Here is a 3,391-nt window from a genome sequence, read left to right on the forward strand (position 1 = left end):
GGAGTGGGCCGCCCGGCTCCCAGCTCCCGGCCCTCGGCCCCCGGCCCCCGGCTGCCCAGCTCCTACCCCTTGCCAAAGCCGATCAAGGTCCCCTCGGCGCCGGGCACGAACAGCCGGCCCTTGGCGGTGGCGATGCCGGGCGGGACGAAACCGCGCCAGTCGTCCTCGGCGACGATCCGCGTCTGGGGGTGCGGCGTGGCGCGGAGCCGGTAGGACCACACCGCCTTGCCGGTCCTGTCGTCCAGCACGACGAGACGTCCGTCGGCGTCCTGCACGTAGACGTGACCGTTGGCGACCAGCCGCACGGTGGCCGCCCCGACGGAACTGGTGTACGTCCAGGCGGTCTTGTAGGTGCTGGTGCTCAGGGCCCTGACCCTGCCCTGGTGGGCGACGTAGACGCGGCCGGGCCCGAAGGCGGGGGTCGCGTCGGCCGGCAGCGTCCGCACCGCCGCACCGGTCCTCCGGTCGTAGGCGGTGACCGTCGGGTCGGAGCTCTTGCTGCCGCGCACCCAGACGGCGCCGGCGCCCAGGGCGACCGGGTTGCCGTAGGCGCCCCAGATGTCCGGCACCTCGAAGCGGTGCAGTTCGGCGCCCGTCCTCAGGTCGAGGTGGTGCCAGGCGATGTCGTCGAAGCCGATCCAGACACCGGTGGAGTCGACGACGGTGGGCGACCAGCCGTACTCCGAGAGCGGCGCCGTCCACACCCGGGCGCCCGTGGTGGCGCGCAGCGCCAGCGCGTTGCCGATGCCGTCCTGCAGGTACAGCATGCCGCCGTACCAGGCGACCGGGTACTGCACCGAAGCGCCTTCGAGCTGCACCGACCACTTCTTCCGCCCGGTGGCCGGGTCCCAGGCGGCGATCGTGCCGCGCGAGGTCTGGGTGTACAGCAGCCCGCCGCCGTACGTCACCGAGGCGTCCGGTTCGTTGTCGGTCACGGTGACGGGCGGCCACAGGTTCTTGCCGGTGGCGGCCCGGAGCCCGACGAGCACCATGCGGGGCCCGCCCTCCGTGCCGTCGTCCGCGTTGACGACGGCGTACACCTTGTCGCGGATCGCGACCGGCGCGGAGACGGCGGTGCCGAAGTCCCTCGACCACAGTTTCCGGAACGGCGGGGCCGCGGTGGCCCCTGCGGCGTACCCGTCGGCCCGGCCGTCGGCGCGGTAGCCGAGCGTCGCGTCCGAGGACTCCGCCGCGGTGGCGCGCAGCCCGGGCAGCGAGTTCGCGGCCTGCGGTGAGCCGGTGAACGTCAGCAGGGTGACGGCGGCGAGGCAGACCCCGCCGAGTCGCATGCCGAACGGACGATTCACTGCTGTCAACGCGGTACCCCCTGTCGGACGCCGTCCCGGTCCGGACGGCCAGGTCCCGCTACCCCGGCGGCAACCGCGCATGCCCGACGGCAACGCCAACAGTGCTTCGGCAGGCGGCAGTTGACGCGACGCGCGGGCCGGCAGCGGGGACGCGTGCCGGGCGGAACCGGCCGGGGCGTCGCCCGGGCGGGCCGCTGCGAACACCCGGGCCGTGCGGAACGGTGCGCGGAGGCTGAGAGACTGAAGGGCATGGACATCGCTCGCAGGAACAATGTCACCGTCACCGGCAATCCACTGGGGCCGGTGGTGGTGCTGGCTCACGGGTTCGGCTGCGATCAGAACATGTGGCGGCTGACGCTGCCCGCGCTGGTCGACGACTACCGGGTCGTGCTGTTCGACTACGTGGGGTCGGGCCGCTCGGACCTCTCGGCCTTCTCGGAGGACCGCTACAGCTCGCTGCACGGGTACGCCCGCGACGTCGTGGAGGTGTGCGAGGCGCTCGACCTGCGCGACGCGGCGTTCGTCGGCCACTCGGTGAGCGCGATGATCGGCGTGCTGGCCGCCGACATGGCGCCGGAGCGCATCGGGTCGCTGGTGATGGTGGCGCCGTCGCCGCGCTACATCGACGAGGAGGGCTACCGGGGCGGGTTCAGCGCCGAGGACATCGAGGAGCTGCTGGAGTCCCTGGAGGCCAACTACCTGGGCTGGTCGGGGGCGATGGCCCCGGTGATCATGGGCAACGCGGACCGGCCGGAGCTCGGCGAGGAACTCCGGAACAGCTTCTGCGCCACCGACCCCGACATGGCGCGCGTCTTCGCGCGCACCACGTTCCTGTCGGACGCGCGGCAGGACCTCAAGAGCGTGCAGGTGCCGACGCTGGTGCTGGAGTGCACCCAGGACGCGATCGCCCCGCGGGAGGTCGGCGCCTACGTCCACCGGGCCGTGCCCGGCTCGACGCTGGTCACCCTCGACGCGACCGGCCACTGCCCCCACCTGTCCGCGCCCGAGGCCACCAACGCGGCGATCCGCACGTTCCTGGACGGTCTGCGGTGATGTGCCGCAGCGGGCAGCAGCAGGACCCGCACGGCCCGGACGACGAGAGCACCCTGGACGCCGCGTTCGCCGCGGTACTGGAGGACAGCGCCGAGGAACTGTACGAGTCGGCGCCCTGCGGCTACCTGTCCACGCTGATGGACGGCACCGTCGCGAAGATCAACGCCACCCTGCTGGAGTGGATCGGCCGGGACCGCGAGGAGGTGGTGGGCCGGATCCGGTTCACCGACCTGCTGACCGTGGGCGGCAAGCTGTACCACGAGACGCACTTCGCGCCCCTGCTGCGCATGCAGGGCGAACTCACCGGCGTCGCGCTGGACATCAAGCGGGCCGGCGGCGGCCGGATGCCCGTGCTGGTCTCCTCGGTGGTCAAGTACAGCGGCACCGGTGATCCGCTGCTGATCCGCACCACCGTCTTCGACGCCCGGGACCGCCGCGCCTACGAGGAGGAGCTGCTGCGCCGCCGGCAGACCGCCGAGGAGGCGCGCAAGCAGGCGGAGGAGGCACGCAGGCAGGCCGAGGAAGCCCGCCGGGAGGCCGAGGAGGCGCGCCGGGAGGCCGAGGCGGACCGGGCCAGGCTGCAGGACGCCCTCGCCGTCCTCCAGCACTCGCTGCTGCCCGACGTCCTGCCGGCGGTCCCCGGCGTGGAGGCGACCGCGTACTACCACACCGCCTCCCCCGAGCGGCTCGGCGGCGACTTCTACGACGTGTTCCCGGTGGACGACAAGCGCTTCGCGTTCTTCCTCGGCGACGTGTGCGGCAAGGGACCCAAGGCGGCCTCGCTCACCTCGCTGACCCGCTACACGCTGCGCGCCGCCGCACTGCACGACCCCGATCCGGTCTCCGCGATGTCCACCCTCAACACGGTGCTGTACGACCGGTACTCGGCCGGCGGGGACCCGCGCTACTGCACCGCCGTCTTCGGCGTCCTGGAGCCGGACCCCGTCACCGGGCAGGTGACCGTCGACCTCGCGTCGGGCGGCCACCCGCCGGTCATCGCGCTGCGCGCCGCCGGCACCGCCGAATACCTC

3 protein-coding genes are annotated in these 3,391 nt (G+C 73.1%); 2 read left to right on the forward strand and 1 reads right to left on the reverse strand.

Annotated elements, in window-relative coordinates; genetic code table 11:
- Positions 1-62 precede the first annotated feature (62 nt).
- On the reverse strand, positions 63-1,307 hold the full coding sequence (locus tag ACOV8S_RS27755) for an outer membrane protein assembly factor BamB family protein (protein ID WP_448321335.1): 1,245 nt from the start codon (positions 1,305-1,307) through the stop codon (positions 63-65).
- A gap of 249 nt (positions 1,308-1,556) precedes the next feature.
- Here ACOV8S_RS27755 and ACOV8S_RS27760 point away from each other — a divergent pair, with 249 nt between their 5' ends.
- Together ACOV8S_RS27760 and ACOV8S_RS27765 are read left to right on the forward strand one after the other, a co-directional pair.
- Entirely contained in the window at positions 1,557-2,360 is an 804-nt protein-coding gene (locus ACOV8S_RS27760) for an alpha/beta fold hydrolase (protein ID WP_448321196.1), read from the forward strand.
- Positions 2,360-3,391, forward strand: a 1,032-nt coding sequence (locus tag ACOV8S_RS27765) for a PP2C family protein-serine/threonine phosphatase (protein WP_448321198.1), incomplete at its 3' end; no start/stop codon positions are given. The genes ACOV8S_RS27760 and ACOV8S_RS27765, both read left to right, overlap by 1 nt.

Source organism: Streptomyces sp. CO7, from assembly GCF_053474865.1.